General features: G+C 40.9%; 12 protein-coding genes. 10 read left to right on the top strand and 2 right to left on the bottom strand.

Annotated elements, in window-relative coordinates; translation table 11 throughout:
* Nucleotides 1-2: 2 nt before the first annotated feature.
* The 3 genes from IM797_RS04775 to IM797_RS04765 are packed head-to-tail and all read left to right on the top strand — an operon-like array spanning nt 3 to nt 4588.
* Nucleotides 3-1532 carry a PKD-like family lipoprotein gene (locus IM797_RS04775; RefSeq protein WP_194125933.1) on the top strand — a complete coding sequence of 510 codons (1530 nt, stop codon included), beginning with the start codon at nt 3-5 and terminating at the stop codon, nt 1530-1532.
* Nucleotides 1533-1580: 48 nt separating this feature from the next.
* Nucleotides 1581-3512 carry a TlpA disulfide reductase family protein gene (locus IM797_RS04770; RefSeq protein ID WP_194125932.1) on the top strand — a complete coding sequence of 644 codons (1932 nt, stop codon included), beginning with the start codon at nt 1581-1583 and terminating at the stop codon, nt 3510-3512.
* Nucleotides 3513-3553: 41 nt separating this feature from the next.
* Entirely contained in the window at nt 3554-4588 is a 1035-nt protein-coding gene (locus IM797_RS04765) for a S9 family peptidase (protein WP_228098713.1), read from the top strand.
* Between the two features lie 115 nt (nt 4589-4703).
* Here the strand turns inward: IM797_RS04765 and IM797_RS04760 are convergent, their stop codons facing one another.
* Together IM797_RS04760 and IM797_RS04755 are read right to left on the bottom strand one after the other, a co-directional pair.
* Nucleotides 4704-5444: a hypothetical protein gene (locus IM797_RS04760; protein ID WP_194125930.1), complete on the bottom strand. Its 741-nt coding sequence runs from the start codon at nt 5442-5444 to the stop codon at nt 4704-4706.
* A gap of 72 nt (nt 5445-5516) precedes the next feature.
* A complete protein-coding gene (locus IM797_RS04755) occupies nt 5517-6365 on the bottom strand; it encodes a hypothetical protein (protein WP_194125929.1) in 849 nt (282 codons plus the stop codon).
* A gap of 125 nt (nt 6366-6490) precedes the next feature.
* Between IM797_RS04755 and IM797_RS04750 the strand changes: the two genes are divergently transcribed.
* From IM797_RS04750 to IM797_RS04720, 7 genes are all read left to right on the top strand, one after another.
* On the top strand, nt 6491-7054 hold the full coding sequence (locus tag IM797_RS04750) for an RNA polymerase sigma factor (RefSeq protein WP_194125928.1): 564 nt from the start codon (nt 6491-6493) through the stop codon (nt 7052-7054).
* A 43-nt stretch (nt 7055-7097) separates the two neighbouring features.
* Nucleotides 7098-8120 carry a FecR family protein gene (locus IM797_RS04745; RefSeq protein WP_194125927.1) on the top strand — a complete coding sequence of 341 codons (1023 nt, stop codon included), beginning with the start codon at nt 7098-7100 and terminating at the stop codon, nt 8118-8120.
* 104 nt (nt 8121-8224) lie between these two features.
* Entirely contained in the window at nt 8225-11668 is a 3444-nt protein-coding gene (locus IM797_RS04740; protein WP_194125926.1) for a SusC/RagA family TonB-linked outer membrane protein, read from the top strand.
* Between the two features lie 24 nt (nt 11669-11692).
* Nucleotides 11693-13078 carry a RagB/SusD family nutrient uptake outer membrane protein gene (locus tag IM797_RS04735; protein ID WP_194125925.1) on the top strand — a complete coding sequence of 462 codons (1386 nt, stop codon included), beginning with the start codon at nt 11693-11695 and terminating at the stop codon, nt 13076-13078.
* Between the two features lie 4 nt (nt 13079-13082).
* A complete protein-coding gene (locus tag IM797_RS04730; RefSeq protein WP_194125924.1) occupies nt 13083-14189 on the top strand; it encodes a TlpA disulfide reductase family protein in 1107 nt (368 codons plus the stop codon).
* 152 nt (nt 14190-14341) lie between these two features.
* Nucleotides 14342-14827, top strand: coding sequence for a hypothetical protein (locus IM797_RS04725; protein ID WP_194125923.1), 486 nt, complete (start codon nt 14342-14344; stop codon nt 14825-14827).
* A gap of 175 nt (nt 14828-15002) precedes the next feature.
* The gene (locus tag IM797_RS04720; protein WP_194125922.1) at nt 15003-15638 is read left to right on the top strand and encodes an RNA polymerase sigma factor; all 636 of its coding nucleotides are present in this window, start codon (nt 15003-15005) and stop codon (nt 15636-15638) included.
* Nucleotides 15639-15657: the final 19 nt, after the last annotated feature.

Genomic DNA, 15657 nt, shown 5'->3' with positions numbered 1-15657 from the left:
GGATGAAAAATAAGATATATAATTATACCAATGCTGCCCTGATCGGCTTATTGGTGTTGATGACCTTTGCCTGTAAAAAAGACCTTGGGAATTACAGCTACGTAAATACGGGGGTACCGATGATTGATACCACTCGTGTCGCAGGCACTTATACAGTACCCAGATATTCAACCATAAAAATTGAACCGGGAATTAGCTTTCCAGTTGCGGATACGGCCAGGCTTACTTACCAATGGCTCCTCTATAAAGTGATTGTAGGAACCACAACTGAAGTTCCGGTTTCCCAGTTGATTTCGACAAACAGAAAACTAAATGCGGCCATTGGAAATCCGATAGGCCCCTATAAACTGGAATTGATTGTCACAGATCCCAAAACGAATCTGAAATCTAACATCCAGTTTAACCTGAACGTGACCGCAAACATCAATATAGGTTATGGTTTATTGGTATTACACACCAGGAACAATACCAGTGATGTCGACTTTTTGCTGACAAAAAATGCGGTACCTACCGTGACTGCCAATCAATGGATTAAAAATATCTATTCGCAGGCACAGGGGCAAGCGATCACTGGCGAACCAAGGTTTATCGCTTCGTCCAGAAGGGCACCAACAGAAAACTGGGTGACTATTGGTACTTCTACGCATTTAACACGGGTGAGTGGGGTTGACTTCACCTATATGCGTGAAAATGCCGGAATCTTTTTACGCCCGGGAACAGTGATCAATCCGCAGGCATTTGTATTGAGTTCAACAAGTTTCAACGACATGGTCATCAATGATAAAAAAATGCATTTTATCAATTCGACTGATCCATTGGGTAACATCTTCCCTGGTGCAGTTACCGGAAGCTATTCGCTGGCACCTTTCATAGCGGAAGCATCATCAAGCAGTATCATTGGTGCTGTTTATGATGATCAGAAATTGAAGTTTATCCATCCGGTCAGCTCCAATGTGATGGCCGAGTTCAGAGCGCCGGCAGCTACTACACAGCCATTTGATCTGACCAATATCGGAAAAACGCTGATTGATATGGACAGGGGCTTTCAGAGTTATACGCTCAGCTTTTTCAAAGATCTTACCGGAACAGGACGCTGGTTATATGTCACTAATTTTAACAAAGCAGATGACGGACTGATGGCGATTGCCAGGTATGACATGACCGCGCTTCCTGATATTGCCAATGCGACAATATTCAGGGCAAGTGAGTATGGTAATGTGGTTTATTATGCCACGGCCCACGACATTTACGTGTACAACTTTGATTCTTCAACAGCCATTCCAACTTTTAAAGGCTATGCTTTTCCGGCAGGAGAGACCATTACCAGCATGAAGATTTTTAAACCAAAACCGAATACCTCTTTGCAAACTACAGATGGATGGGTGTTGTATGCTGCCACCTGGGACGGTAACGTTGGCAGGGTGTATGAATTTGGAATTAACCCTAGCGGGGGATCTAAAATTCCAGAACTGCTCAACAAATTTGAAGGTTTTGGTAAAGTGGTTGACATGACCAGTAAAGGCGGCGGATAAGCAGGTCTTAAGAAAACAATTATTACGAAATTTTAGATACCCATAACTATGAAAAAGTTAATCATTACAAGTGCCCTGGCACTTGTAATTACCACGATGTCCGTTTTTGCACAGGACAAAAATTTTAAACTCAGTACCGAAAAACCTGTTGCCGGTGAACAGATCGGCGTTACCTATAATCCAAAAGGTACAGTCTTAGCAGGAAAAAAGAACATTACTGCTACAGTTTACCAGTTCTGCGACTACCAATGGCAAAAGAACGACATCACATTGGAAAAAAAAGATAGCGTTTGGTATGCCAGCTATCGCTTACCGCAAAATGCAAGTTTTGTTGCTTTCAAGTTTAAAAGCGGAAAACTAACAGATATCGGGCAAAATATGGCTTACGGTTGGATGCTCTTTGGGAAAGATGGAAAAAATGTTCCCGGATCTTATGCTGGCTGGGCTTTTTTGAGAAACCCGTCTGTACCGGAACTGTTTCCTGATTTTACTAAAGATAAATTGCTGATTGGCGATGATGTAGTGGTTTACTGGATGGAGCAGCAGCTTCGCTATGCACCATCTAGCAAGCGGGATATTTTTTATCCCCACTTGAAGGTACTGAAAAAAGTGAATCCTGAGCAAGCGAAAAAGGCTGCGCTGAAGGATATTGCAACGATGAAAAATCTGCCTGATCTAACCGTAAAGGAGTTGAATAACATCAAAAGGGTATATGCAGAAGTTCTGGAAAATTCTACATCCGCAGATTCCATGGCTAAAGTTATTGCCGCCATCGATTCGAACGCCATTAAAAGCAAAAACGCGGAGAAACTTGCAGCAGTCAAATTGATGGGTGCAGAAAGGGATTACAAAAAGTTATTGCCCATGACCATCAGCTTCCTGGAACGCTTCCCAATGGATCAAGCTGACCGTGCCTTTGATCAGGCGAACCGGATAGACTATGCTAAGTTTTACAGTTCGATTGCCATCATTGCTTCGGTAGAAAAGGATTCTGTGACCTTTAAAAAATACGTGGCACAAACACCATTTCTGAGTTTGGCAAACATTTTTTACAAATGCATGCAGGTGCCCTATGTATCACTTAAAACTTTTACTGCTGCCGAGGCATATGTGTATGCAAGGCCGATGATGAGCAGACTGCTTCAATTCAATGATTTAAAGCCAGATGGCTTTATGGATGTTTATATGGGAAACGCTGGGGTATATGCAGATATCTTGATGCATTTACATAAAGATGAACAGGCTTTAGGTTTTGCTGGTGCTGCGCAGCAGAAATATGAATATGGCAATGCGCCGCTGAATGAGGTCTCCTCTGTTTTATTGGAAAGGACCGGACAAAAAGATAAGTTGCAATTGGTACTGGAGCGCAGCATGAAGAAAAACCAGGTGACGCCTTTAATGCTGGAAATGCTGAAGAAAAACTACATCGCCCTGCATCAAAGTGAAGCTGGTTACGAGGCTTACCTGGCATCTTTAAAAGATGTGACACTGGACGCTGCACTGGAAAGCAAAGTAAAAAAATCTATGATTAAACAGTCTTTACCTGAATTTAGTGTGAAGAGCAACCGGGGCGGAAAAATGGTAAAACTAAGTGATTTGAAAGGAAAAGTCGTGGTGCTTGATTTCTGGGCTTCCTGGTGTGCACCTTGTAAAGCGGCCTTTCCGGGTATGAATATGGCTGTAGAGAAGTATAAGAATGACAAAGATGTGGTATTCTATTTTGTAGATACCCAGGAAAAAATGAAGGACTATGAGGCTTATGTAACCAAATATCTGAAAGACCACAATTTCGATTTTAATGTGTTGTTTGATGCAGACGCAAAGTTTTCTAAAAGCTTTGGTGTCGGGCCTATTCCTCACAAAATGGTGATCGATAAAAATGGTAGCCTGCGCTTTTCTGAAGTTGGTTACATGGGGAGTCCTTCCGAACTTGTAGATGAGATCAGTATGATGGTGGAACTGGCAAGAAAGGGAGATTAGAAATGCAGAAAATTTGGTTAATAATCCTGGCTTTTTTTTCAATGGAAACAGCCATGGCCCAAAGTACAGATGTATCGTTTAAAAATTTGGACGGCAGTATTACCTTTGGGGCTACGGTTTCTGTGCCTGCAAAAGGAAACACCTATAATGCGGTGGTCTTGATTTCCGGAGGAGGAAGGCAGGACCGGGATGGTACGATGGCAGGGCATCCCTGGTTTAAAGTATTGGCTGAATACCTGAATAGCAAAGGTCTGACTGTGCTCAGGATGGATGACAGGGGTGTAGGAAAAACCACAGGCGATTATGACCTGGCTACGACTGCTGATTTTGCCAATGATGCACTGGCGGCAATTGCCTATCTGAAATCCCGTAAGGATTTGCGCTTAAAGAAGATTGGGCTGGCAGGCCATAGCGAAGGTGGTGCTGCAAGTGCAATTGCGGCCTCCCAATCTAAAGACGTAGCCTTTCTGATCAGTTTATCGGGCCTTGCGGTAAATGGCATGAGCTCTCTAAAAAGTCAGAATGCGGATATCGTCGCCGCTTCACAATTGAAAGATTACGATATGAAACGATCAAACGAGATCAATAACCTGATGTTTCAAACGGCCTTTAATTATGCAGATTCTGCGAATATGGAGCAGAAGTTGAATGATACGTATGCAACATGGAAAAAAAAGGATGATGCCTATTTTAAAACGTTGAATATCGAGTTTGATCATTTCCGTTTCCCGATCTACAGTTATGTGATGAATGCCACAAAGCCCTGGTATCGTTATTTTTTAAAATTTGACCCGGTTGCTTTTTTACCGAAAGTAAAAGTGCCGGTTTTAGCCATCAACGGAGATAAGGACTTGATGGTAAGGTCTAAGCCTAACCTCGAGAACTGGAAAAAACTTCCTGCAACAGGAGGGAATAAAAACGTAACTGTGAAAGAAATCACAGGTTTAAATCATTTGCTCCAGCATTGTACCACTTGCCAGCTGCAGGAATACACGAGCCTTAAAGAAACCATTGCTCCAGAAGTGTTACAGGAAATTGGAAACTGGCTGAAGTCTGAGGGTTTGAGTAACAGGTGATGTTTTAATCCACCGAACCGATATATACAGCGGTTATAATGCTGGTATCCGGGGCAAATTTGTCCCGGATACCATGATTCTCCTAAATATAATTGAAGCAGCCGAAGAAGTATGATTACAGCTTAATTAGTTTAATAACAGGTTTGTTATTCACACATTCTATTTTTTCTACCTGCATTTGCGGTTTGACTACATCAGCAGGACCTTCTGCCTGGATAATCCTGGCTTTTAGTCTGTTGTACAATGAAACCTTTTTCTTAAATGCAGTGTAGTTCTCTACAGCTAAATAAGTAATAAAGTCGACATCCATCAGCCTGTCTTTAATTAGAGGTGTAAACCCCCATGCGGATGCATTGGTGCAGACTTGGGCATTTACGATCGCCATAATTTCTTCATAGGTTTTTGCAGCCAGCGGCTTGGCTTCTTCGATGCTCAGATTTGCAGAGGTGATAACCTGAACGGCCCCCGATTTACATTCTAATCGTATGGCTTGCTCGCTGATCCAGATGGATTCAAAACAAGGTTCAACGATGTAACCTTCGTTGTACATGGCCTTACTTTGCGCACTTAACAGATCAAGATATTCTTTTTTAAGTTTTTCAAATTTTGACTTGTCGGATGTTTTAACGGGGTAATAGTTCGTTGAACAGTCTAAAGGTATCTCCTGAATGGAAACATCAGCCTGCTGGCTGCAGGGAATGTTGGCCGTAAGTGCGGTGATCTCACTCATCTTTGCGGTAGCAAGCTCAGCCCAATCTGTGGAGGAGCGTTCTTTTTTTTTACAGCCCAGGCAAAATAAGGCGATGGTCAATACAATAGTTAAGGATTTAAAAGCGGAATTCAGATCGTTTTTCATGTTAAGTTTGGTTCGTTAAAGCCAATACGTAACCAAACGGGTAAACGCTACAGTCAGACTATTTTTTTATCATTATTTCCTATACAAAGGGCTTCTTTTTAGTAAGTACTCCAGCGGGCTGCTGTATGAACCGTCGGTATTTGTGAAAAAAGCTTTATGAGATTGGTTGTAAATGCTCACATTGTTGTCCATATAAATGTGCAAACTCACGGATACATCATAACGTTGCACCGAATTGCTATTGGTAGAACCATAAGAAGAAACACCTTTTACCTTATCGTTATCATTACGTTTTACTTTGGTGTTAGAAACATCACTGGTAGAGCTGGTTTGGTAACCTTTGTTTTGTGTAACTGAGCCATCTATTACATACTCCACACCTAAGATATCGCAAATCTCTTTCATGGTGAAAGTGATCATTTTATCCTTTGTCACTCCCGCTTTATTTAGAAGTGCATTTGTTGTTCTTGGATCAAGGATGGTATATCCGGCAGCATGTTGCGATAGCAATCCATAAGTATCTTCCTGTGCCTTGTAACCGATTTCATCTGCACCAGGCTGGTTATCCATCAGAAAAGTAAAAGGTAAAATCGCAATTTTATTGTGGTGATCAGCAGGTGAGGCGGTCATACTAATCTGATCCTGTTGCCTGCTTTGTGCAGGAAAACTCTGTTGAGCGATGTTCTCTACACGGCCACTTGCGTGAACAATTTTAGCAATCTCCGATTTCTTAATGACGTACTGTGCAGTTTCTCCCGAATAAACAAAAGTCACATCGCTGTCGGTAACTTTAATGACCTTTCCTTTCATTTCTTCGCCATTACTTTTTTGAATGATGTCCTGCTTTGAGGCATTTCCACTTTGAGCCATGACGTTAAAGGAAATCAGGCCCAGGATGAATAGGGTATAGATCTTTTTCATAGTTGATGATTAAATACTTAAATATAGGGAGTTCTTAGGATATCTCCGCATTTTTATATAAATCAGGAACGGATTAAAATGAATATTTATATTTGCATCATTCTTATCCGTTAATTTATGGGCAAATGAACATAAGCCATACAGATGCTGAACTTTGGAGATCATTTTGTGCGGGTAACGAACAATCGTTTGTCGATCTATACGAGCGATACTACAATACTTTTTTTGTCTGGGGTTGTAAATGGCTAGGCGGGGAACATGATTTTGTGAAAGATCAGCTCCATGATTTTTTTATCTACATCTGGGAACGGCGGGATAAGCTTGCGCTTGATGTCAATGTCAAAGCCTATTTGTTAACGTCTTTCCGCAGGCAACTTGTTTATCAATGGAAAAAATATAAAAAAATTGAATCGACTTCTGAATTTGCCGATTTTGCAGAAACAGATGATTCTGAACTCTTACAAGCCGAACTCATTACCGAGCAGTTTTCCAAACTTGAAAAAGCCTTAACCTTACTCAGCCCTGCGCAAAGAGAAGTGGTAGAGCTGCGTTTTTTGCAAAATAAGTCTTTACAGGAAATTGCCCATTTAAAAAACACCACCATTCGTACCACATATAATTTGCTCCATCGGGGAATGACTAAGCTCCGTTCGGAAATAAATGAAAAAAAGTTTCTTTGGCTGTGGTAAATTCAGTTGGGTTTGTTCTCTGTATTAAAAAGAGCAGACCACTATGGAGTTTACATCAAGTGACGATTTCATCAATAACGAATCTTTTGTCAATTATTGTCTTGAGATAAATCAGCAGGACGTTGATTTCTGGAAGGATTATGCGATCAAAAATCCAGATAAATTAACGGTGATGCAGGAAGCCGAAGGCCTGATTAAGGACCTGCATTTGTTACTACTCGCAGAACAGTTGAAGCCGGGCGCGGTTACGGCTTTGAAAAACCATTTAAGAAAAAACAGGAAAAAACGTACACTATCTTTGTGGAAATATGTGGCTGCAACTGCAGCGGTATTGTTCGTTTTCGCATCGATAACTTTTTTATATTACCAAGTTCAAAATCCACCATCCAGGCCGGAACTGGCCCGTTTTGCTACACATGAATACAGGTATGAAGCAGGAGCAACTGAAAGGAAAGCGATTAATTTGTGGGATGGTAGTTTTGTGATTCTGGAGAAGGGTGCAAAATTAGTGATCGACTCCACTTTCGGCCAGCTGGATCGGAAAATGTACCTGTCCGGTACAGCCTATTTTAAGGTAGCTAAAGATAAGCTCCATCCTTTTAAAGTTTATACTGGTAAATATGTAACCACGGCAGTAGGTACAGCATTTAAACTGGAAGCAAACAATACGCTGAAAAAACTAAAGGTAGAACTGGAAGAAGGCAAGGTTACCGTGGAGAAAAAAAACGGCAACTCATGGAGCCTGATTGCGACTTTAAATCCTAAAGAACGCATCAGTCTGGAGGATAACCAACACTTACCAACGCATCAAAAGTTTTCGGACAAAGACTTCAGCAGATGGAAAATCCAGGAGGTAATTTTCCAGGATGCACCGATGAAAGAGGTGCTTTTGCAGTTAGAGATTTATTACAATGTGAAAATTACCACTGAAGACGGCGCTGTAGCGAAAGAGACCTTTAATGGGAAATTCAGACAGGATTCTTTACAATCTGTGATGGAGATGGTCTGCTTCTCTTTAAATAAACAATTCAAATTTATCGACTCCAACCATATTATTATTTACTAAACAACCAACATTTTATGAACCTAACTAGATTAAAATGGATCACACAAATTCAAACACCTTTAAGTAGGATTCTACTGATGTGCTGTTTGTTTATGGTGTTTTTCATGAACACATTTGCACAGGAAAAAAAACAGATTCTGTTTAACCAGGAATCTGTAACTATAGCTTTTTCAAAACTGGAAAAAGCTTTTAATATCCGTTTTTATTACTCTTCCGAAATTGTCGATAAAAAGGAATTGATCAGCATGCCTTCAAAGCTGCGCGCTTTAAATGAAATTTTAGCTTACCTGACAAGCAATTATGAATTTGTCTTTAAATCTAACGGCAATATGATTGCGGTAAGTAAAAAGGAAAAGGAGCTGCCGGCTGGCAATACAACGCCTAAAGGATCTGCTGAGGTGCGGGGCCGGGCCGGTTTGCTTGAAGCTGGCGCGGTGGTTTACGTAGAAGGAATCACGATTCACGAGCAGGGATCAAATAATTCAGCCATCACAGATAGTAAAGGTAACTTTAGAATCAATACGAGTTCTGCAAACCCAAAATTATTGGTTAGTTACATTGGTTATCAGACCAGCGAAATTGAGGTTGCCGGTAACGCTTTGCTGAATGTCAATTTAAAGGAGGATGAGAACACTTTAAAAGAAGTTACGGTGGTTTCTAATGGTTATCAGACATTGGCCAAAAAGAATACGACCGGTAGTTATTCTACCATTTCAACAGCCGATATTGAGCGTAGAAGCAGCCAGACATTGGATCGCATTTTAGAAGGAGCAGTTCCGGGACTATCGGTTTACAATGGCTTCAGATCAGTTAATGGCGTTCGGACCCAGATCGGGTCAGACTTTCAGGTGAGGGGAGGAAGTGCGATTCAGAGTGAGCGGAATACACCTTTAATAATTGTAGATGGTTTTCCGGTTAATCAGTTGCCAGATAACTTTAATGACGTAGAGAAAATCGATGTCCTGAAGGATGCTTCTGCCTCAGCAATCTGGGGCGCAAGAGCTGCTAACGGCGTGTTTGTGATCACCACCAAAAGAGGAAAGCAAGGTGCGTTAAAGATTGATTTTTCTGCTAATCTTTACCTGACGCAAAAAAATGATTTTAGTAAACTCAAACGCGCGGGGTCGGCAGATATGATTGCGGTAGACAATGAGATCTATCAGAAGGGATATTTTAATGGATCCTTTTTTCAAGGTACATTAGGTGGTTTTTCTCCATCATTTGATTACATCATACAAAAAGAGCAAGGCTTAATTTCTGCTGCAGACCTAAGCAGAAAACAAGATTCGCTGTCGGGTTTATCCAATCTTCAGCAAAACAAAGAACTTTTAATGCGTACTGGCATACGCCAGAACTATTACCTGTCACTGGCAGGTGGAGCGAACAAATACCGTTTCATGTTTTCAGGGTCCTACGACAATGACAGGGCAAATTATATTGGAACTGAAGCACGTTCTATGCAAATGAACATGCGGAATGATTACGAGATTACACCATGGTTACACGCAGTAGCGGATTTGAATGCATCATTTATCAATCAGGATATCGGCGTAGATTTAAGATCACAACTATATGGCCTTGCACCATATCAGATGCAGCTAGATGCGGATGGGAATTATGTGTACAACTATAATGCTTTCAATAAAAACACCAATGCAACATTGATGGCGAAAGGCTATTATAACAATGGTAGAAACTTATTACAAGACGCCAGACTTGCAGATAACGAGAATAGCATTTTCGGTTTAAGGACTAAACTTGGGTTGGAGGCCACATTGGCTAAGGGTTTAACTTTTAATACCTATTTTTTGTATGACAAGATGAAAACTTCCGGTCGCAATCTGGTCAATGAAAACTCCTATACAGCCCGTTCATTGCTAAATCAATACGCCAGTTTGGACGGAAGTGGAAAAGCCGTATTTAACCTTCCGAAAGGAAATTATCTGGATTTATCTGAGACAACAAATGACAACACTTCACTGCGGTCGCAGTTTAATTACAGCAATTTATTTGGCAGCAGGCATTTTGTGAATTTTAGTGGAGGTGCAGAGGTTAAACAATATTTAACAAATGGGCTTACCAACCGCAAATACAATTATATTGATGACCTGCAATCCTGGTCGCCCATCAACCAGATTGTACTTTTAAATGGTGTAATTGGTCAGAGTGGCTCAAATACGATTTATGATGCGAGCGCATATGATAAATTCAGTTATAGCAACAGAAGAGAACTCTCTTATTATGCTACAGGTACCTATACTTATAATGATAAATATACTTTAACGGGAAGTTTACGTTTTGATGAATCCAATTTATTTGGTGTAGACCCGAAATACAGGCGTACGCCATTATGGTCAGTTGGTGCTTCATGGGACATTTCGCAGGAAAAGTTTTTCCATGTTGATTTTATCAATTTGTTAAAGCTGAGGGCTACTGTAGGTTTAACTGGAAATTACGACCCTTCAACCACGCCATTGCTGGTTGCAACCAGGGCTTTTCAGTCAGCAACCAATGATTACCGGGCCAGGATTGATGTCAACAATCCTTATAATCCAAAGTTGAGATGGGAGCGGACAAAAAGCTATAATCTGGGGACTGACATCGCCTTTTTGAAAAACAGGTTCCAGCTGAGTGTAGATTTATACAAAAAATATGGCTATGATTTATTAGGTACGCAATTACTTGATCCAACCATCGGGTTTACATCAACAAAGTTAAATGGTGCAAAGATGACCAATACCGGATTGGAAATTGCCTTAACCGGAAGGGTTTTACAAGTTGGGGATTTCTCCTGGACAAGTACATTCAATTTTGCGTATAATACCAATAAGATCACCGAAAATAAAATTGCCGAAAGCAGTCCTGTGATCGGACGTGTTACCGGAACAGTACCCTATTACGTAGAAGGCTATACGCGTGAAGCATTGTGGAGTTATAAATGGGCCGGACTGAGTAATATTGGCGATCCGCAGGTTTATGACGGTAATGGGAATAAAGTGTTGGTGCCTGTTGTAGGCTCGCTGGAATATAGTGGTTCTTACAGGCCTAAATATACAGGCGGATTTACCAATGTATTTAATTACAAAGGTGTTTTCGCGAGCGCGGTTCTCATCTATAATTTTGGTGGTGTTTTCCGACGTGAAATGCCATCCATGAATGGTTATAACTGGAGTCCTGTGATTAACTACCAGGTTGCTGACAGGTGGAAAAGTCCAGGTGATGAGGCGCGTACGGATATTGCAGCTTTCCAATCTTCTCCAAACTTATTGTATGATGGCCGTGATCGCGCAGCGATGTATTCCAATAACAGCGTAGAAAGCAGCAGTTTCATACGCCTGAGGGAAGTTCAGGTTGGATATAAAATCCCTGGCTCGGCATTAAAGAAAACTCCAATCAAGAATTTATCTGTTTCTGCCCAAATGAACAACATTGCCATCTGGACAAAGAATAAATATGGCATAGATCCTGAAGCTGTTGATCCACAAACCGGGGCGTATTACTTGCCTCTGGCCAAAGTGACAACGATTAGCCTGCGCGCAGGTTTTTAACTGATAAAATTAAATGATATTCCCATGAAATTGAAACTGATTATAATCGCGGCCCTTATCCTGACTGGTTTTGGTTCCTGCAAAAAATACCTGGACGCGACTCCGATAAAAGGAAAGATCGTTCCAAAAACTCTTGCCGATTTTGAAGAGTTTATGAACGACATCATACTTAGCCAATCGGGTTATGTTTATCCGGAATTCATGACTGATGACATGCTGAACAGCAGGGTCACTGCGGCTACTGCTAGCCGTGAATCCAGGGCATACACCTGGCAAAAAGAGCTGTTGTTGTCTACAGACGACGACAGTGAATGGAACGCGCCTTACAATTACATTTATATCTGTAACCTGGTGCTTGATAACCTGCAAAGTGCAACCCAGGGAACCGACGAAGATCGAAGCCGATTAAGAGGTGAGTGTTTAACACAAAGAGCTTATTATCTGTTTACATTGGCTAATTTGTATGGAAAAGATTATGTAGCTGCAACTGCAGCAACTGATTTGTCTGTACCCATTATGCTTCGTGCGGATTTAGAAGCCAAGGCCAAAAGGGCAACGGTACAGGAGGTTTACGATCAGGTGATTAACGATTTGCAAACTGCCATTTCGATCGCAGGTTTTCCTGATGCAGGTAAGAACTATATTCATCCTGGTAAATTGGCATCCATGGCATTGCTGGCCAGGGTTTACCTTTTTAAGGGTGACTATGTAAATGCGCAAAAATATGCTAACGATGTCCTGGTTAAAAAAAGTACTTTGTTTGACTGGAATTTATTGAGCTTTAGTAACCCGCTAAAGCCGACAGCTGCTACCATCTCAAATTACCCTTTGCCTCAAAATAATATAGAAAATGTTTATTGCAAAACAGCTGCAAATCCCAGTGTGCTTAGCCGTTTTATGGCCAGTTCGGATTTGTTAAATGTTTTAGATGCCAAAGATCTGCGATATGTGTTTAATTTCACACGTTTAACCTCGACAGGAGCGGCAAGTACCAGTGTTAATCCCGACTTTTTGGGTAACACCCCAAATTTTAGTATCGGAGTACCTGAAATGATGTTGATTAAAGCAGAATGTCTGGCCAGGGCAAATGATAAAGACGGAGCCGTTGCAATCCTAAATACATTGCGAACAAAACGATTCAAACCTGCAGACTATGTTGCTTTAACAGCCTCTTCTGCCGATGATGCGTTGGCTAAAGTATTAGCAGAGCGTAGAAGGGAATTACTTTATAAAGGAATAAGATGGTTTGATCTGAAAAGATTAAACCGTGATGACCGTTTTAAGAAAACGATTAGCCGTGAAGTTGCCGGGCAGACTTATACGCTGGAGCCTAACAGCGACAGGTATTTGCTGCAAATCGCTCCGAAAATTATCGACGTCAATCCATTAATCCTTCAGAATCCAAGGTAGCAATATGAATTATTATTTAAAAAGAACAGTGCTTGTGATGATCATCATCACAAGTGCCATATGTCATATTTCGGCTGTGAAAGCACAATCAGTGAAAATGAACATTGAGTTTAGTTCGGCATTGCATCCGGCAGGAACCAAATTGAAGCTGTATAGGGAATGGCCTAAAAGGGTCCTTTTAGACACTGGAAGTTTGAATAATGAACGTAAATGCGTGTTGCACCTTACAGATTCTCTACCAGCTGTTTTTACCCTGGAAGCCAGAAAACCATTTTTCAATCAAACCATCATATTGGAGAAGGGTGTTTGTTCCATCGCATTAAAAGCCGATTCGCAGGTAGTTGTTCAGGGTGGTGTTTTGCAAAACAAATTAGAACAATACTTGAAAGTGATGAGTCCTTTGGAAAAGGAATGGGCCGCGACAGGTAGCAAATATACAAAAGCAAAAAATCTGGATGAAAAGCTAATCGCAGAACGAGAAAATAAGGAGATCGCGGAAAAGGTTCAGTCAGCCAGAATGGCCTTTATCAAAAATAACATAACCAATTCGCTAAGCCAGTGGATTACCTACCGGAATATCAATCTGTGGCAGCAAAAAGATTTGAAAACACTGAGTGCCTGGTTTCTCGCCACAAAATCAACCAACCATGTGTCTAAGGAAATTGAGCGCAAACTTCTGGTATACGAACGTCGTTCCTTGCTTGGGAAAAAAGCCCCATCATTTATTTTACCTTCCATTAAGGGAGACTCCATCTCACTTGATCAGTTGTTGAAAAACAACAAATACGTTTTAATTGATTTTTGGGCATCCTGGTGTACACCATGCCGGGCAACCAATAGAAATATTGCACCATTATATGCCGATTTAAAAAGTAAGGGTATAGCCGTGGTTTCGATTTCTGTGGATGAAAATAAAGAACTATGGAAAAAAGCTGTGGCATCTGACCAGATTCCATGGCTGCAATTGATTTCAGCATCTATGCAATCTAAAGCAGTTTTAGATTATCAGGTACAAACATTACCCTCAACCTTCCTGATTGATCAAAATGGGTTAGTTGTAAAACAAGGTGTTGAAGTTGAAGAACTAAAGAAAATGCTTTTAAATAATTGATTTCTAAAGTATAGTGCAATGAAAATGAGCGTGTCCGTTTCATTTAATCGGGTGATAACGGATGCGCTCTGAAACCTAATGCTGACAAAAATAAAATTTCCTAAGCGTGGTTTTGGAACGTATATTGTTCAACAAAAAGGTCAATAGATGTGATGAATACAATCGTGAAATTTTCTCTATCCATTATAAACCAGGTCAAGCTGAGGAGGCTGATTCTAGGGTTATCTGCAAGTCAGTTATCTTTATTACTGGAGCACGCTGAGGCTTATGTAAGTCATGTTGAAAGTACACTTTCTCAGGGTCAATATCCGCCGCATGAATATCCAAAACTTGCGGAGGCATTAAAATGTACGGTTCATGACCTACTTCCCAGGGATGACATGGAGCAACAAAGCCCGGGAGAATTGGTAGATAAGGTGGTCTTGAGCCTAAGTAACCAGGTTGATCTTAAAAAAGTAATTGATGGGCTGATCGCTTATGGCTTTTTTGATCGTCCAAAAACTATGGATGATGTAGTTGAGCATCTTTTTATAAAGAAAAAGGAGCAGGTAGAATTGCTGTTTGAGGTTCTGGAGGGCGTTGTTAAGGAGGGCAGTCTGAAGCGCCGTTTGTTAGATTATTACAGGGATATTGTGTAGGGCTACACTACTTGCCTGTTTGATACGACATCTTCTTTAAAATTCGGGAAATATCAGAACCCTAATGAAGATGCATAAAAGCATAGATCATACATGCCTGGCCTTGATTGTGCATTACTTCGCATAGAAACTTAATATGTAGTTTATAGTGCAGCCGTAATTTTGCATCGGGGTTATGAAAAAACTAGCTGATAACGATTTATTGGAACTTGTCAAAAAAGACAACCATATCGCATTTGCTGAATTGGTGAACAGATATTGGGAAGGTCTGTATAGGCACGTTTGTAAGAAAATTAGAAATAGGGAAGAGGCACAGGATATCATCCAGGATATTTTTTTAGGATTATGGAAAAACAGACTTACCGTAACTTGTGATGCACAAAATAGCCTCTCTTCTTATGTCTATAAGTCGGCAAAATATGCTTCGATTAACTATTTCAGTCGCCCGGGAATTACCATCACCGGCGCGCATCTTCTGGAACAGGTACTTTCTTTTCCTTCTGCACAAAAAACGGATGATGATGTTTTGTACAAGGAACTGAATCATGTGGTGGATGCGGAATTAAATGGGCTTCCCGATCGCTTGCTGTTGCCTTATAAATTGAGTCGTGATCAGCACATGAGTATCAAAGAGATTGCAGCCAGTCTTTCTGTTTCAGAGCAGACCGTGAAAAATAACATCTCGGCCGTGCTTTACAGGATCAGGTTTCGATTAGGGAAATACAATTCTGACACAACCATCTTATTTATCATAGCAGCGATTACCTATGTCAAACAACCATTAATTGATGTTTTAGTAACACTAAATTAAAGTACTAGAGCCCCCTTGC

This window comes from Pedobacter sp. MC2016-24, from assembly GCF_015223055.1.
Taxonomy (GTDB): Bacteria; Bacteroidota; Bacteroidia; order Sphingobacteriales; family Sphingobacteriaceae; genus Pedobacter.
This window is presented reverse-complemented; position numbering and strand designations above follow the sequence as displayed.